Below are 15,728 nucleotides of genomic sequence, written 5' to 3' on the forward strand. Positions count from 1 at the left end.
CGGTCAGGTTTTTTGAAGTGTTTTTTTGGACAGCACTGTATCGTGCACAATATTGATGAAGGAAGGGGCAGGGAATGTGGCTTTATCGTATTTCTGGAGTAGGGAATTTCTAACCAATCGTTATTTCCTGTGGCTATTATTTTGGTGTAATGCGGTAGGAACGGTATACGGATACATCTGGTACGGAGAGCAAATGAAATTGACGCTGGCTGAGCAGCCGGTGTGGCAGATCGTATTTGTGCCAGATAGCCCAACAGCGAGTTTGTTTTTTACTTTAGCGTTGTTATGGGTCTTGTACCCACCACGGTCCATCATTATCAAACGGATCGGACATGTGATTCAGGCGCTTGCCGTGGTTACATCTGTGAAATATGGCGTGTGGGCCGTATCCATTATTTTCGCTGGCTGGATGCAAGGCGGTACACAGCACTGGCAAGACTGGATGTTGATTGCTTCGCATAGTGCGATGGCCATAGAAGCTCTAATTTTTGTACGCTTTTTCGGCTTCCGCTGGGCTTCCCTTGTCGTTGCAGGTCTCTGGACGCTGTTGAACGATACGATGGATTATACATATGATATTTACCCTTGGTTACCCGCATCCCTCTATGATCATGTAGATGGTGTGCGTAATTTCACATTCGGACTGACACTGGTAAGCATTCTGTGCGCGTGGCTGGCCTTAAGACAGGCGAAACGAACCTGATATCCGATCTTGAGCTTGTTCTAATGAACTGTCCCCCGCCATACATTGGTGGTGGGAGGGATGTCCATGAAGAGAACGTTTGGGATCAAAACTGGCATACTGGTGGTATCGTTCATGGCTCTAATGCTGTGTACGAACTTAGCATATCGTGTATCCGCGCAAAGTGAAGCATTGAATTCGAATTCAGATCAGCAAGTGTCCACAAGCAATTCAATTGCAAAACTGAATGAGGAAGCAGCCATATTGTATCGGCAGGCGCTCGAGAATAATATTGAAGAAGTGCGCGGAAGCATTCTGCGTATCAGTAAAAGTCTGGAGCATATCTCCTTTGAGGGACAAACAACAGTCGAGGGCATTCACGCCTTGTCCGAAACCATAGTTGAAGTGAAACAAGCCGTTGTGAAGGTGAAAAATGACGATGCTTCTCTTCAGCAGTCCTCTGCCAAACTCAGACTTGCAGCAGATAGTCTCGCGAATCCAACCAAGCCTTTATGGCTTCAGTATTATAAAATCGTGAAAAACGATCTGGATGCTTTATCCGCTGCTACAAATCAAGGGCAAACTGCGGCCGTACTGGCAAACCGCTACACCGTTCTGGAGGAGCATTATGAGACGATTCGTCCTGCCGCACTGATTCGCCGTGAACCGTATGAAATTGCTCAGATAGACGCCTGGTTATCTCATACCAAAGGGCTTACCGCTGCCAAGCAACCTGATCTGGCTCAATTAAAGAGCATGGTTGGCCATGGGGAGGAACTGGTGAACAAGTTGTTTGGTCGCGAGAAGGACGAGAGTGCCTTTGTACCGTTTGTACAGGGTCCTGATCGCAGGGCAGCGGGGCTGCTCATTAGTTCGGTCATTGTGGCGACGTTAAGTTACGCCGGATATCGTAAATATCGTGCACAGCAGCAGGGGATTTTTCCTTTTCGACGTTAATAGAACATGAACTTAATCGTGGTGTATAAGTGGTATATAAAAAAAGACCTCTTTCCGCATGAATAGCCACGTTAACGGCTCTTCATGTAAAAAGAGGTTTTCTTGTAGTTTCTGTGTTATATCAGCTTTCTTTGAAACCTTCGCCATGTACATCGTGAACATCGCTGATGATGACAAAAGCTCTCGGGTCAATGGAACGTACAATGGTCTGCAATCGCCTGAACTCTTGCCTGGAGATCACGCAGTAGGCCATGTGTTTGGCCTGTTTAGAGTACGCGCCAATGGCTGGAATGAGGGTGACGCCACGATCCATATCCCGTGTGATCTGGTCCGCAATCTCGGGTGCATGGTCACTAATGATCATGAATGCCCGGGCAGAATATGCACCTTCCTGAATAAAGTCGATGACTTTGGAGGCGATGAATACAGCTACAAGCGTGTACAGAATTTTTTCTTTGGGGATGTAGATGAGAGAGAGCCCGATAATGACAAAGTCGATGCCCAGTAATACTCGGCCCATGCTCCATCCATACTTGCGGTTCAGAATACGGGCAATGATGTCTGAACCGCCCGTCGTTCCGCCCCAACGGAATACAATGCCAAGGCCGGCTCCAAGGGTGACACCTGCATATAGGGCTGCGAGCAGGAGGTCATTCTCGGTATGTAATGGTTCAATCCAGCCCAGATGAATCAACTTCTCAAACAACCATAGAAAAACGGTCAGTGCCCCGATTCCGATACCCGTATAGATCATCTGTCTGCCGCCCAAAATTTTGAGCCCAATCAGAAAGAGGGGAACATTCAGAATCAAGGTTGTAAGTGAAGGTGAGATGCCAAAAGCGTAATTGATCAGCACCGTAACCCCGGTGAGGCCACCTTCCATAAGCTGGTTGGGGATAATGAAATAGAGGAGCCCAAAGGCATATAAGGCTGTACCCAGTACGATGGGAAGAACCAGTTTAACTTGTATCCAGGTTTTGGCAGTGCTCATAAGATCCCTCGCTGTAGATAAATTAGAATGAAGAAGCAATCATTCCCATCTAGTATACCTGTTTATTGATTCTTTAAAAATGATTTGTCGCTGATGATGGTGGAAGTGAATCTAAATAACTGATATTATTAGGAACAAATACGACATCATTTCAAAGGAGAATCCGTTCTCATGGAGAAAAGCATCGCAGAAATGCAACGTGAGGTTGATCAGTATATCTCCCAGTTCAAGGAGGGGTATTTCAGTCCTCTGGCCATGTTGGCCCGGATGTCTGAAGAGGTTGGGGAGCTCGCCAGGGAAGTGAATCATGAATTCGGCGAGAAGCCGAAGAAATCTTCCGAAGCAGCCAATTCCATTGAACTTGAGCTTGGAGATATTTTATTTATCACGATTTGTTTTGCGAACTCACTGGGAATTGATCTGGCTGAGGCGCACGATAAAGTCATGCATAAATTTAACACCCGCGATGCCAATCGGTGGACTCCCAAAAACACCGATTAGGCGTAGATTACATATGCTGTACCATCACCCGATCGGGGAGGGTCAGCTTAATGATGAAACCGGAAGAATATATGCAGCAGGCTTACCGCTGTATATTGCAAAATGATTTTGAGCAGGCGATTCGTTGGTTCGAGTCAGCCATTCACGCTCATCCAAAACATGCGGAGTTATATTATCGCTGTTCCATTACACACGCCCGTAGCAAACATCTGGTTCCAGCGCTTGAATATGCGCGCAAGTCGGTTGAATTGTCGCCAGGAACAGAAGAGTATATTTTGCATCTGCAGACGTTGGAAGCAAAACAATTGACCTCCAGAGCGAAGTTGCTGTTGGAGCAGGCGGGTATTGCAACACAGGAGCGCTATGTGGAAGCGTCTACGCTTCTGCAAGAAGCGGTCAAACTTGATCCGCTCTCAGTGGAAGCTCATGTTATGCTTGCGCTGGCTTACAGTGATTTGAATGAATTTGACTATGCAATTCAGGCGCTGCGTGAGGCAATTTTGCTGGATCCGCAGAATGGGCAACTGCATCAGATGTTACAGGAAATCAAGCAACGTATGAAATCCATTCAATAAGAATTCATTTTGCAAAGATTTCTTTCGAGTTGAAATGGATTCTACGATATGATCCAACATAGTGAGGAGATGCAGTCAATATGAGTGAAGTAATCAGAGTTGCCGTGATCGGAGCGGCTGGCCGTATGGGCCGTGAAGTTGTGAAATTGGTACTTCAGGACCCGGAATTGGAGCTTGCAGCGGCTGTCAACCGCTCCGGAGCAGGCACGGATGCAGGAACCCTTGTTGGTTTGCCAGAGTGTGGGGTGCTGGTGACTGATGATATCGAAATGGCTTTTGCCGAAACAAAACCTCAGGTTATGGTTGATTTTACAGTACCACAATTCGCGTTTGCACATACTGAGATCGCGATCCGTCATGGAGTCAGACCTGTCATGGGTGTTACCGGCTTCACGCCGGAGCAGATCGAACAGTTGGACAAGCAGTGCCAGGATAAAGGAATTGGAGGGCTTATTGCCCCTAACTTCTCGATTGGTGCCATTTTGATGATGCGATTCGCAGCACAGGCTGCCAAACATATGCCAAATGTGGAGATTATCGAATATCATGGGGATCAGAAGCTGGATGCTCCTTCAGGAACTGCGATCAAAACAGCGGAACTGATTGCTGCCAATCGGGAAGAACTTCGTCAAGGTAATCCGAATGAGGAAGAAACGATTGAAGGATCACGAGGCGGGTATTACAATGGCTTCCGAATTCACAGTGTACGATTGCCTGGTGTATTCGCGCAGCAGGAAGTTGTTTTCGGAGACTATGGACAGTCACTCAAAATTCGGCATGACTCCTACGAACGCGCAGGTTATATGCCTGGTGTTAAGATTGGTGTGCAAAAGGTTATGGAGTATACAGGAATGATCTACGGATTTGACCACTTTATCGACTAAAGGAGATTGTCATGTTGAAAATAGCATTTATCGCCCATGATCGTAAAAAAGAAGAGATGGTTAACTTCGTGACGGCATATGAGCCTGTTTTTACGGACCATCAATTATATTCTACAGGAACAACAGGCCTTCGTATTATGGAAGGAACGTCTCTGAAGATTCACCGATTCGAATCAGGCCCACTGGGCGGAGATCAGCAGATTGGAGCTTTGGTTGCGCAAAATGAGATGGATCTGATTATTTTCTTGCGCGATCCATTGATGGCACAACCTCACGAGCCGGATATTAATGCGTTGTTGCGTCTTTGTGATGTGCAGGGAATCCCACTTGCCACCAATATCGCAACCGCTGAGATTCTGGTTAAGGCTCTGGATCGTGGCGATTTTGCCTGGAGAGAGCTGGTACATAAGTACAAGCCGGAGGCTGGATTGAATTCGGGTGATTCCGAATGAGTCTGGATATTCTCATCTTTGGAGCACATGCAGACGATGCGGAGATTGGTATGGGTGGAACGATTGCCAAACATATCGCTGCTGGCTTGAAAGTAGGCGTGTGTGATCTGACTCGTGCTGAGATGTCTTCCAACGGAACAGTAGAGCGCAGAACCGAGGAAGCGGAGCAAGCCTCCCGCGTCCTCGGTCTTTCGTGTCGAACGAATCTGGGACTTCCTGATCGTGGCTTGTATCTTACGCCTGAACATGTACAGGCGGTGACGGCTGAGATACGGCGTCATGCCCCTCGGATGGTGTTTGCTCCGTATTGGGAAGATCGTCATCCGGATCATGTCAATTGCAGTAAGCTTGTGCAGGAGGCTGTATTTAACGCTAAGCTTCGCAACTATATGCCGGACATGCCTGCCTTGCAGGTGAAGGAACTTTATTTTTACTTTATTAATGACATCGGGCCTACGGATTTGATTGTCGATATTACGGAACACTATGAGAAAAAAGAAGCATCACTGCTCTCTTATCGTTCCCAATTCGAACTGAGAGACGGAGCGGTCTCGACGCCATTGAATCAAGGGTATATTGAACGTGTAAGAGCCCGTGATTCCTTGCTCGGACAACGCAGTCTCATCCCGTTTGCAGAAGGTTTTGCTACAATTACACCTTACGTGGTTCATCAATTTGGCCCGGGTGCCCAATAAGCGATTTCACATTTTACGTTTAATGAAACGAAGGGTTTCATTATTCCATTGCATTATATCAACCTGCATGAAGCGGGAGATCAAAGGAGCGTCCACAGGATGGATAAAAAGCTAAAAATCGGCATCACCTGTTATCCGTCCCTCGGCGGGTCTGGCGTTGTCGCAACGGAACTGGGCAAATTACTTGCCGAACAGGGGCATCAGGTTCATTTTATTGCCAACAGTATCCCGTTCAGACTGGGTACGTTCCAGAAAAATATTTTTTATCACGAAGTTGAAGTAAATGATTATTATGTTTTCCGTTACCCTCCGTATGACCTGTCACTGGCAACAAAGATGGCTCAGGTGGCTAAGTCACAGCAGCTGGATCTGCTGCATGTTCATTATGCCGTGCCACACGCAGTATGTGCCTTTCTTGCGAAACAAATGGTAGGGGACGGCCTTAAAGTGGTTACCACGTTACATGGGACGGATATTACGGTTCTGGCTCAGGATGAATCTCTGAAGGATCTGATCCGTCTAGCCATTAATGAAAGTGACGCGGTTACTGCCGTATCACAAGATTTGATTCGAGAAACGGTCGAATTGCTGGATATTCAGCGTCCAATCGATCTAACCTATAATTTTATTGACAAACGAATATATTATCCGCGGGATGCTGCCAGTCTGCGAAGAGACTTTGCTACGCCTGACGAAAAAATATTAATGCACATCTCCAATTTCCGACCGGTGAAAAGAACTCAGGATGTGGTAGAGGTCTTCCGTCAGGTACAGGAGCAGGTTCCTGCCAAACTGTTATTTGTTGGTGAAGGACCTGATTTGCCGAAGATGCAATGGAAAATTAATGATCTCGGCTTGAATGATAAAGTTCATTTCCTTGGCAAACAGGATGACATTGCTCAGGTCATCTCCATGGCGGACGTGTTGATGCTTCCATCGGAGAAGGAAAGTTTCGGACTTGTGGCGCTCGAAGCAATGGCTTGTGGCGTACCCACGATCGGTTCACAGGCCGGAGGAATTCCGGAACTGGTCTTACATGGTAAGACGGGTTATTTATCCGCGATTGGGGATACACAATCCATGGCCGAGAACACCATTCGTTTGTTGACGGACGATCGTTTGGCTGCTGAGTTCAGGGAAGCATGTCTTCAGCGCGCGCATCACGACTTTTGCAATGATGCTATTCGGCATGAATATGAACAGATATATTACCGGGTGTTGGGAAGGGAAGTTCCGAATCTGAAGCCGGTTTGCGGTTAATCATTTCTTAGACGAAATCATACTGTGCATACCACAACAGGCAAGAGAAGAGGTGATATGTGGTGGTTCAATGGACACAGGTAGATCGTGAAATGGCAATGCAAAGTGAGAATGTACTCACAACATTAAACAAACATGGCTACAAGGCATATTGGGTAGGTGGTTGCGTTCGTGACGAATTGCTGGAACGTGTTGTGGACGATATGGATATCACGACATCTGCTTCTCCTGAGCAAGTCATGGAACTGTTTGACGATTGTATTCCTACAGGTTTGCAACACGGTACGGTTACCGTTCGTTCAGGCGGTTATTACTTTGAAGTGACCACGTTTCGAACAGAATCCGAATATCAGGATAACCGCAGACCTGCTGCGGTTCAATTTGTTCAAGATATCAAGGAAGACTTACAGCGGCGTGACTTCACGATGAACGCTCTGGCTATGGACGTCACTGGGACAATCGTTGACCCATTCGGTGGACAGGCAGATATCAAGGAAGAGCGAGTCAGATGTGTGGGTTCTGCGATGGAACGATTTGGTGAAGATGCACTGCGGATGCTCCGCTGTGTCCGGTTTGCTTCCGTATTTGATTTCAAAATTGCTCATAACACGTGGAAGGGTCTTGTAAGGCAGAAAGACCTGCTTCAACATATAGCAATGGAACGGGCACGTACCGAGATGGTAAAAATGATGTCTGGACCGCATCCTTTAAGAGGGTTGGAGCTGTTATACAGAAGTGATTCCCTTGCGCATATCAAAGCGCCGGTAAGCTCGACCCGATTTAACAAGATGTTGTTATCCAATCTGGAACAATTGTCAGGTCAGCATGTGTTGCTTCGTTGGTCACTCATCCTGATTGCTGGCGGTTATAGCAAGGATGAAGCAGATGTATTATTACGTCAGTGGACATTTTCCAATGAACATCGTTCTCGTATAACAGGGGTCCTTCAGGTGGAACAGTTGATTCATACTTCCGTGCAGGAGCCGAAGGATACGGTCAGTCTCCGTTCCGATTGGATCGTTACTGTTCTGGCTTGTGGCGTTCAGGCGGCGGATGATTGGCTTCGAATACAGTCTACACTGCCAGAAGGATGGCGGAATCAGTCCGAACAGGCAGAAATGCAGGTTGTTTTGATTCAAGAGCTTGCAGCCGAATGGAGTCAATCGATCCCTGTGCATGACTTGAAAGAGTTGGATATCACAGGGGAACAAGTGTTACAAATGGTGCAGCGCAAAGGCGGGCCTTGGCTGGGGCAACTAATGAAACATTTGTTACGAGAAACGGCGATTGGAACGATAGCGAATCAGCATGAAGCACTAAGTGCAGAAGTGAAGCGGGTGGTTCAAGATGACCAAACATGAAGATCTGTTACATATGTTATTAGATGCAGAAGGACGATTCGTATCGGGTGAAGAGATCAGTCGTAATCTGTCCATCAGTCGGACCGCTGTGTGGAAACATGTGAACAAGTTGCGAGACATGGGTTATGAGTTTGAAGCGGTATCCCGCAAAGGATACCGTCTGTTAACGAAGCCGGATAGCATTGACCCTACTGGCCTCCAATTGGCCCTGGATACAACCGTATTTGGCCGTAAGGCTGTTTTGTTGGCTTCGACCCTGTCTACGCAAGGGGATGTTCTCAAGCTAGCTGAGCAAGGGCAGGCAGAAGGCGCTGTGGTCATTGCGGAAGAACAAACAGGAGGCAGAGGACGTTTCGGTCGACAGTGGTTCTCTCCCCCGGGTAAAGGAATCTGGATGAGTGTCCTGTTGCGCCCTGATCTACCACTTCAGCATACGCCGCAGCTAACTTTATTAACAGGAGTGGCTGTATGTCGTGCCGTTCGAGCTTGTTCAGGAGCTGATGCAGGCATCAAATGGCCAAATGATGTGTTGATTGACGGACGCAAGGTATGTGGCATATTACTTGAATCCACGGTGGAAGATCATGAAGTCAGATACTGTATTGCAGGTATAGGTGTTGACGTGAACTTTGATCCCGAGGATTATCCGGAAGATCTGACCACAATCGCTACTTCGCTCAAGATGGAAACGGGTCAATCCGTTGATCGCACCAAACTAACGGCTGCCATTTTGACGGAGCTTGAACAGTTGTATTTTTTGTATCAAAAAGAAGGATTTGGCGTGATCTCAGCTCTATGGGAGGCCCTGTCCGTATCGATGAATCGAGAGATTACAGTGACGAATCCTCATGGTGTCATTGAAGGGAAGGCAATTGGTCTTGACCCTTCTGGTGCACTTATCGTGGAGAAGCACGATGGAGAACATACACTAATCATCTCTGGTGAGATTTCCTGGAAATCATAAACAATTTGTCGAATTTTCACTGGTAAAATGAACATAATACGTGAAGTTTGAGCAGAACTTTGGTATACTGTGTTCGTGAGGCGATATCGGCTAATGCAGACCGAATTGCACTCCCGTAACAGTAACCTTTGTTCTGCTTTGATGTGTTTTATATAAGCAGACCGCAGTGCAAGAATGAAATACGTTTAAGTGAGTTGTTGGATTCTGCTCTGAGCCGAAGAGGACCGAGACAGAAGGGACGATCGCAAGTGACTCTTTTTTGACTTTTCGGGACTTTTTAGTGGAAAACTAAAAGGTTTTTTTGTTGCGTTTATTTGAAAAGAAGAAAGGAGCCATGAAAAAAAATGGCGAACAAACAAGCGTTGAATATTGTGAAAATGAAAAAATATAAGCAGGATGGCGTGCCGCTTACCATGATCACGGCTTACGATTATCCAACAGCGCTCCTAGCAGAGGAAGCAGGTATTGATCTGATCCTGGTTGGTGATTCACTCGGCAATGTAGTACTGGGTTATAATTCGACGCTTCCGGTGACCATCGACGACATGGTATACCACACACGTTCCGTAGTGCGCGGTGCTGAGAAGACATTTATTGTGGCTGATATGCCTTTTATGACGTATCATGGCAGCGTGGATGAGACGCTTAAGGGTGTCCGTCGACTGATGCAAGAGGGGCATGCCCATGCGGTTAAAATGGAAGGCGGAGTCGAGATAGCGGACACCGTTAGAGCAGTTGTGCAAGCAGGCGTGCCTGTTCTTGGACATATCGGACTGACACCTCAATCGGTTAATCAGATTGGTGGTTACCGCATTCAGGGCAAGGATGCAGCGGATGCGAAACGTCTGATGGACGAAGCCAAAGCCTTGGAAGCTGCAGGTGCGTTTGGCATTGTGCTTGAACTGGTTACGGAAGAAGTTGCACGGGCGATCTCGGAGGAACTGTCCATCCCTACCATCGGAATTGGAGCAGGACGAGGCTGTGATGGTCAGGTACTGGTATTCCACGATGTGGTTCAATACGCCTCTCCGTATACGCCCAAACGATTTGTCAAAACCTATGGAGATGTGGGTACATTAATCAGAACCAGCATCGAAGCTTACGTGAAAGATGTGAAAGATCGTTCGTTCCCTGCCGAAGAGCATGTATTCAATGCTGCGGATGGTGTTCTGGATCAACTGTACGGCGGACAACGCAAGGAAAAGGTGGGGAGTAACTCATGAAAGTATTACGGACAATCGCAGAGTTAAGACAGGAACTAAGCTTGAAGCGTCAAGCGATTCGGTCCAGTGCGTCTGTTGTAGGTCTGGTACCAACAATGGGGTATCTTCATCAAGGTCATGCAAGCTTGATGCAGGCAGCCAGACAACAGAGCGATATCGTGGTATTAAGCATATTTGTTAATCCAATTCAATTTGGCCCTAATGAAGATTTTGACAGCTATCCGCGGGATGAAGCCAGAGATGTGGAAACAGCACGCTCACAAGGAGTGGATATCGTATTTATTCCCTCTGTTGAAGAGATGTATCCACAGGCGACGCAAACGACCGTATCTGTCTCAAAACTGACGGAGCGCTTATGTGGCGCTTCCCGTCCGGGACATTTTGACGGAGTAACAACTGTAGTCTCCAAGCTCTTCAACATCGTACAGCCACAGCGTGCATTTTTTGGAATGAAAGACGCTCAGCAGGTTGCGGTCATTCAACAGATGGTGAATGATTTGAATATGCCTGTAGAAATTGTACCCTGTCCGATTGTTCGCGAAGAGGATGGCCTTGCCCTCAGTTCACGTAACGTCTACCTTAACCCAGAACAGCGCACACAGGCCTTGGTTCTATCGAAGGCACTACGTGCAGCTCAGGAAGCCGCAGATACAGGTGTAGCTACTACAGCCGCAGATATCCGTCGTATTCTGCGCGAGCACATTGCAACCTCACCGCTTGCCGTTATCGACTACGCCGAGATTCAGGCTTTTCCAAGTCTGGAGCCGCTCACAGATCAGGAAGAAGTTCAAGGCTGTGACGATCTGCTCATTGCACTTGCGGTGAAATTCGGAAAAACAAGATTGATTGACAATATAAGGTTGCAAAAATCGGAGGTACTGTCCCATGTTTAGAACACTGATGAAATCCAAAATTCACCGGGCTACGGTAACGGAAGCCAACTTGAACTATGTGGGTAGTATTACCATAGATGAAGACTTGATGGAAACATCCGACTTGATGGAAAACGAGAAAGTGCAAATTGTGAACAACAACAATGGTGCACGTCTGGAAACATATGTGATTCCAGGACCACGCGGAAGCGGGGTCATATGTCTTAACGGCGCAGCTGCACGTCTGGTACAGCCTGGAGATAACGTCATTATCATTTCTTACGCCATGATGTCACAAGAAGAGGCAAATACTCACAAACCAACCGTTGTATTTGTAGATGGGCAGAATAAACCTGTACAAACGATGAAACAGGAAGTCCACGCAACAATTATGTAATCGACTGGTAAGGAGAATGAAATCGGCCCTTGAAGCAAAAAATGAGTACAGGTCACTGCACTAATCCATTTTTTCAAGGGTGGGGATGCATCGATGTTCCAGCATGTTTTCGCAGAAATGAACGACATGTTAGATGAAATTATCAAGAGCTATCCTTCCGCTGAAGGCCTGAACAAACAAGAATTGCTGCAAAAGTGGAACTTGCTTAAGCGGATGAGTGACGGAATGCTGGATGAATGGCTGATGTTTGAAGAAAAGATGAGCCAGGTGAGGGAGCGAGAGATGGATAAGCCTGCTTCCCTTGAACCGGAACAGGAAGCTGTTACCGCTCTGCCTGAACTCCATCTGGAATGTTTCAGTCGAGGTCAGGGTTATTTCAAATTACAGATGTATCCGCAGGCGATCATGCAATTCTCCCGGGTTGTGACCGACCATCCGGAGAGTGCATTAACTCGTTTTTACCTGGCGCTGGCGTATCTGAATCTGGAACAAATGGCGGAAGCCGGAACACATTTACAGCAGATCATGTACCTTAAAGGTTCACCTCGCTTGAAAGGGCTTGTGTGTAACGCCCTGGGCTGTATTCAAGTCAAGCTTGCGAATCCCGAAGCTGCATGTTCACTCTTTGCACAGGCCCTTCAGTATGACCCGACATTGACCGAACCACTGTACAACATGGAAGCTTGCAGGTTGAACAGGGGAAAATTGCAATATGCTAATCAGCTGACGACCCTTCATTAAGCGGGAATTCGGCGACAAAAAAACGGTGTTCCCTCCTTTGGCATAGCGGCGGGGACACCGCTTTTTTGTCAGTTAATTTTCAAATCCCCTTTTTTTTGCTATGCTGTAACATAGACTGGAATGGAAGGGACCGTACATTGCAATGAAATTTGCCGTATTGGATTTCGAAACAACCGGCACGCAGTCCGACGGTGAGATTATACAGGCCGGACTTGCCATCATAGATCATGACTACAGCATAACTCAAATATATAGTTCTTATGTGAACCCTGGTGTACCGATTCCCCCGTTTATTTCGGGGTTGACGGGTATTACCGATGCAGATGTGGCGGACGCTCCTTCACTCGAAGAGATGATGATGGAGATGGTTCCGCTGCTTAATGATGTGGTGCTTGTTGGACACAACGTCGCTTTTGATTTTCACTTTTTGCAGAATGCTCTTGACCGTTGCGGTTATTTGCCGTTCACTGGCCGCATTCTGGACACGATTGATTTTCTGAAGATCACATTCCCATCACTTGGTTCTTATCAACTCGGTTATGTGTCTTCCGAATTTGGATTTCAACATGATCGCCCTCACCAGGCAGACAGTGATGCACTGGCGACAGCCTATGTGCTACTCAAGTGTCTGGATGAGTTAAAGGAATTACCGCTCATAACGATTCAGCGCCTCAGTGACCTGTTTGCACCAGAAGACAGTGACTTGGGTTGGTTTTTGGACGGAATGCGCAGTGAGAAGGAAGCAGAGCCGATTCAGGACCTGGACGGACATACCTATTATCGTCAGCTTGCTCTTAATGTAAGTGATTGGACCGATATTGGTGCACCACGCGATGAGCGGGAGGCTAACCCCCTCGATGGTGTAAGCTTCGAACAGTTTATGGACCAGGTTCGGGAGAATCTGAAGGATACACTGGATCATTACGAAGAGCGTGAAGCGCAGACTCAGATGTTCAGCAGTGTAAGGCAAGCCTTGGATGAAGAGAAACATCTCTTGATCGAAGCTGGAACGGGTACCGGTAAATCTCTAGGGTATCTGTTGCCTGCTATTTACGAAAGTGTGAAGCAAGAACAGAAAGTTATGGTTAGCACGCATACGATCAATCTGCAGGAGCAATTGAGAGAGCGGGACATTCCGATGCTGACTCAAGTGGTTCCTTTCCCGTTTAAGGCTGCTGTATTCAAAGGACGTGGACATTACCTGTGCCTGCGCAAATTTGAACACAAAATCAATAAACGTGAATTCGCCACACCGAAAGAGGATTATTTCACAGCTGCTCAGATGATCGTCTGGCTTACGCAGACCGAAACCGGAGATGATGAGGAACTTAACCTTAGCGGACGCGGAGGGGACTTCTGGGAGACCGTACAGAGTGAATCCGAATCATGTCTGGGAAGATCCTGTCCATGGTTCCGTAAATGCTTCTACCATCGTGCCAAACATGAAGCAGGGTTGTCTGATATCGTAATCACCAATCACTCCAAATTATTTACGGATGTGAAAGCCGCGCATCAGCTGCTGCCAGCCTATGAGAGTCTTGTGATCGATGAGGCACATCATCTGGAGGATGTCGCTGGTAAACATCTTGGAATGCATATGAAATATTTCACCTTGGTTCATACACTGACCCGCCTATTTAAAGACAGTCGTAATGGTCAGCTGCCTATGCTTCGTTCGCAGTTATCCGGGCATGAAAATTCGGTGCAATGGGGCTCCATGGTGGATCAGATGTTCCCGCTCGCTCTTGAAGTTAAGGAGCTGTGGGATCGTATGAGCGATGCCTTGTTTGGTCTGTTGCCTGAACGAAGTGATGCTTCACCGGGAGAGACGGGGCAATTTTCACTGCGTCTGAAAGCATCTCAAAAACCTGCAAAATGGCAGGAGTTGCAGGATCTGGAGAACCAGATCTATGTGACTCTGGGCGATTTGGTTCGCAAAGGGGACAAATTGCTGCTTGAAGTGAAAGAGGATCAGGATGATTATCAATCGGATAGTCTGATCACGGACATTACAGGATTACTGAAAGATCTGACCACATTGAAGGAGAATCTACGGTTCTTCATGCGAATGGATGACGCCAAAACGGTGTACTGGATGGAAGCCAGCGGCCAATTCCGCAGCAAATCTCTCCAGCTGTATGCCGTACCTGTAGATGTGAGTGCACAACTTAAGGATTTATTTTTTGACAAAAAGAAAAGTGTTGTGCTTACATCGGCTACGCTCTCGGTAGATAAGTCATTCCAGTTCATGATTGAGCAGCTTGGCTTACAGGAAGCCTCTGAGAATAATCGGCTGTTAACGTCGATGCTGCCATCACCTTTCAACTATCGCGATCAGGCACTTCTGGTGATTCCGCGTGATTTCCCGAGTGTGAAGGGAAGTGTGGGTGATGCGCACTTTGTTAATATGCTGGTGCAATCACTTGCAGAGACGGCAATTGCTACGCGTGGACGCATGATGGTTCTGTTTACTTCATACAAGATGTTGCGACAGGTCTATGATCCGCTGAAGGAGGCACTGTCTGGCAACGACATCTCGTTGCTTGGGCAAGGCGTTGACAGTGGAAGTCGTTCCAAATTGACTCGCAGGTTTCAAGATGCCAAAGCTACGGTACTTCTGGGCACAAGCAGCTTCTGGGAGGGTGTAGATATCCCGGGAGAGGCGCTAACCTGTCTCGCTATTGTGCGATTGCCTTTCCAGCCACCGAATCATCCGTTGGTGGAAGCCAAGAGTGAGTTGCTTCAGGAACAGAAGAAAAATCCGTTCATGAAACTGTCCGTGCCGCAAGCGGTCATTCGTTTCAAGCAGGGATTTGGCCGATTGGTGCGTACAGCAAAGGACAGAGGAATTGTCATTGTTTATGATACACGGGTGATTGAAGCGTATTATGGTAAATTCTTTTTATATTCATTACCTGGTCCCAAAATGGAGCATATGCTCACGGAGCAAATGGTTCCACGAATTACCGAGTGGTTGGAAGAACCTGCTAATGAACAAAAATAATGGTTGTTTTGTTCGTTATATCATTGCATGACACTATCGTTTGGCGTTAAACTTTATTAGATATTTCCGTATCCGATTAAAGCAGTTGCTCGTAAGAACTTATAACCTAAATTACAAGGAGCATTCTGTATAAAATGTCACGTTTATATTTGAGTTTTATACAGAATGC

16 protein-coding genes are annotated in these 15,728 nt (G+C 47.0%); 15 read left to right on the forward strand and 1 reads right to left on the reverse strand.

Annotated features, from left to right (window positions below):
* Positions 1 to 76: 76 nt before the first annotated feature.
* Together PAEAM_RS08785 and PAEAM_RS08790 are read left to right on the forward strand one after the other, a co-directional pair.
* Positions 77 to 703, forward strand: a complete 627-nt coding sequence (locus PAEAM_RS08785) for a DUF1405 domain-containing protein (protein ID WP_100527237.1) — start codon at positions 77 to 79, stop codon at positions 701 to 703.
* 66 nt (positions 704 to 769) lie between these two features.
* Positions 770 to 1,639, forward strand: a complete 870-nt coding sequence (locus tag PAEAM_RS08790; RefSeq protein WP_165789863.1) for a sporulation protein YpjB — start codon at positions 770 to 772, stop codon at positions 1,637 to 1,639.
* 121 nt (positions 1,640 to 1,760) lie between these two features.
* Here PAEAM_RS08790 and PAEAM_RS08795 read toward each other — a convergent pair whose 3' ends face one another.
* The gene (locus PAEAM_RS08795; RefSeq protein ID WP_036607636.1) at positions 1,761 to 2,630 is read right to left on the reverse strand and encodes a YitT family protein; all 870 of its coding nucleotides are present in this window, start codon (positions 2,628 to 2,630) and stop codon (positions 1,761 to 1,763) included.
* A 171-nt stretch (positions 2,631 to 2,801) separates the two neighbouring features.
* Between PAEAM_RS08795 and PAEAM_RS08800 the strand changes: the two genes are divergently transcribed.
* The 13 genes from PAEAM_RS08800 to dinG all read left to right on the forward strand — a co-directional run bounded on the left by PAEAM_RS08800 (position 2,802) and on the right by dinG (position 15,559).
* On the forward strand, positions 2,802 to 3,131 hold the full coding sequence (locus PAEAM_RS08800; RefSeq protein WP_017687732.1) for a nucleotide pyrophosphohydrolase: 330 nt from the start codon (positions 2,802 to 2,804) through the stop codon (positions 3,129 to 3,131).
* Between the two features lie 50 nt (positions 3,132 to 3,181).
* On the forward strand, positions 3,182 to 3,706 hold the full coding sequence (locus PAEAM_RS08805) for a tetratricopeptide repeat protein (RefSeq protein WP_017687733.1): 525 nt from the start codon (positions 3,182 to 3,184) through the stop codon (positions 3,704 to 3,706).
* A gap of 80 nt (positions 3,707 to 3,786) precedes the next feature.
* Positions 3,787 to 4,590, forward strand: a complete 804-nt coding sequence (dapB, locus tag PAEAM_RS08810; protein ID WP_036607633.1) for a 4-hydroxy-tetrahydrodipicolinate reductase — start codon at positions 3,787 to 3,789, stop codon at positions 4,588 to 4,590.
* An 11-nt stretch (positions 4,591 to 4,601) separates the two neighbouring features.
* On the forward strand, positions 4,602 to 5,042 hold the full coding sequence (gene mgsA, locus PAEAM_RS08815; protein ID WP_017687735.1) for a methylglyoxal synthase: 441 nt from the start codon (positions 4,602 to 4,604) through the stop codon (positions 5,040 to 5,042).
* Positions 5,039 to 5,737 carry a bacillithiol biosynthesis deacetylase BshB1 gene (bshB1, locus tag PAEAM_RS08820; protein ID WP_100527239.1) on the forward strand — a complete coding sequence of 233 codons (699 nt, stop codon included), beginning with the start codon at positions 5,039 to 5,041 and terminating at the stop codon, positions 5,735 to 5,737. The genes mgsA and bshB1 overlap by 4 nt, the downstream gene beginning before the upstream one ends.
* Before the next feature lie 99 nt (positions 5,738 to 5,836).
* Entirely contained in the window at positions 5,837 to 6,997 is a 1,161-nt protein-coding gene (bshA, locus tag PAEAM_RS08825; RefSeq protein ID WP_036672009.1) for an N-acetyl-alpha-D-glucosaminyl L-malate synthase BshA, read from the forward strand.
* A gap of 62 nt (positions 6,998 to 7,059) precedes the next feature.
* A complete protein-coding gene (locus PAEAM_RS08830; RefSeq protein ID WP_243391284.1) occupies positions 7,060 to 8,358 on the forward strand; it encodes a CCA tRNA nucleotidyltransferase in 1,299 nt (432 codons plus the stop codon).
* Positions 8,345 to 9,322: a biotin--[acetyl-CoA-carboxylase] ligase gene (locus PAEAM_RS08835; protein WP_100527240.1), complete on the forward strand. Its 978-nt coding sequence runs from the start codon at positions 8,345 to 8,347 to the stop codon at positions 9,320 to 9,322. The genes PAEAM_RS08830 and PAEAM_RS08835 overlap by 14 nt, the downstream gene beginning before the upstream one ends.
* 344 nt (positions 9,323 to 9,666) lie before the next feature.
* Positions 9,667 to 10,545, forward strand: coding sequence for a 3-methyl-2-oxobutanoate hydroxymethyltransferase (panB, locus tag PAEAM_RS08840; protein WP_100527241.1), 879 nt, complete (start codon positions 9,667 to 9,669; stop codon positions 10,543 to 10,545).
* Positions 10,542 to 11,438 (forward strand): pantoate--beta-alanine ligase, encoded by an 897-nt coding sequence (gene panC, locus PAEAM_RS08845; RefSeq protein WP_100527242.1) that lies wholly within the window; start codon positions 10,542 to 10,544, stop codon positions 11,436 to 11,438. Before panB ends, panC begins: the two co-directional genes overlap by 4 nt.
* The gene (panD, locus tag PAEAM_RS08850) at positions 11,431 to 11,814 is read left to right on the forward strand and encodes an aspartate 1-decarboxylase (protein WP_017687742.1); all 384 of its coding nucleotides are present in this window, start codon (positions 11,431 to 11,433) and stop codon (positions 11,812 to 11,814) included. Before panC ends, panD begins: the two co-directional genes overlap by 8 nt.
* A gap of 117 nt (positions 11,815 to 11,931) precedes the next feature.
* Positions 11,932 to 12,555 (forward strand): tetratricopeptide repeat protein, encoded by a 624-nt coding sequence (locus tag PAEAM_RS08855; RefSeq protein WP_306068488.1) that lies wholly within the window; start codon positions 11,932 to 11,934, stop codon positions 12,553 to 12,555.
* Between the two features lie 142 nt (positions 12,556 to 12,697).
* Positions 12,698 to 15,559 (forward strand): ATP-dependent DNA helicase DinG, encoded by a 2,862-nt coding sequence (gene dinG / locus PAEAM_RS08860; RefSeq protein ID WP_100527243.1) that lies wholly within the window; start codon positions 12,698 to 12,700, stop codon positions 15,557 to 15,559.
* Positions 15,560 to 15,728: the final 169 nt, after the last annotated feature.

It is taken from the genome of Paenibacillus sp. GM1FR (assembly GCF_002803315.1).
GTDB classification, from domain to species: domain Bacteria; phylum Bacillota; class Bacilli; order Paenibacillales; family Paenibacillaceae; genus Paenibacillus; species Paenibacillus amylolyticus.